The sequence below is a fragment of the Sneathiella sp. genome (assembly GCF_036960985.1).
Lineage (GTDB): Bacteria > Pseudomonadota > Alphaproteobacteria > Sneathiellales > Sneathiellaceae > Sneathiella.
On the sequence record NZ_JBALWD010000074.1, the window covers coordinates 1 to 569 of the forward strand.

The 569-nt window shown below is 44.5% G+C and carries 1 protein-coding gene; it reads right to left on the minus strand.

Annotated features, from left to right (window positions below):
- Positions 1-23: 23 nt before the first annotated feature.
- Positions 24-221, minus strand: a complete 198-nt coding sequence (locus tag V7723_RS19725) for a hypothetical protein (RefSeq protein ID WP_335686215.1) — start codon at positions 219-221, stop codon at positions 24-26.
- Positions 222-569 lie beyond the last annotated feature (348 nt).

The window sequence follows — 569 nt, forward strand, 5'->3', positions numbered from 1 at the left end:
TTTTCATTCATAAAATACTAGCTTCACTCACTACATCCCGCCTTAACTATTAGAAGTGCTCCCATCGCCGTGGCTAGCGACGTTGCACGATCCGCCAGATAACTGGCCACCATCTCTTTCGTCGCCGGGATTGTCCCACCCCAATTTGTGAAGTGAGCTAGATCAGAATTATAAGCCCGCCGTGTGTTGGGAGAGATGGCGTCTTCTACATAGCCCTTCACGCCCTCCAAGAGGCTGTTTTTAGGGTCCGATAAGTGGAGATTATCAAAGGTTAGAAAAGAAAACGCCTATTCTGAAACTAAAGTGGCGGGGTGACGTGGAGAAACCGCGGCAAATTACCATTTCTTTATTAATCAATAGGTTAAAGCTTGTTAAGCCTCCTTACTTACATAGATTCTGTACCAGTTGTTTGTATCTGTCCAGTAGGATTGCAGTTAATTGCAAACTCATAACGGCCCAAACCCGCTTTTCAAATCATTCCAACTCGTGTTCGGTGTACTGTTCGTCTGGTTTGTTAATAGTAATTTGATCCTGATGGTTATCTATCTGCATACCAACTTGAGGGAAGC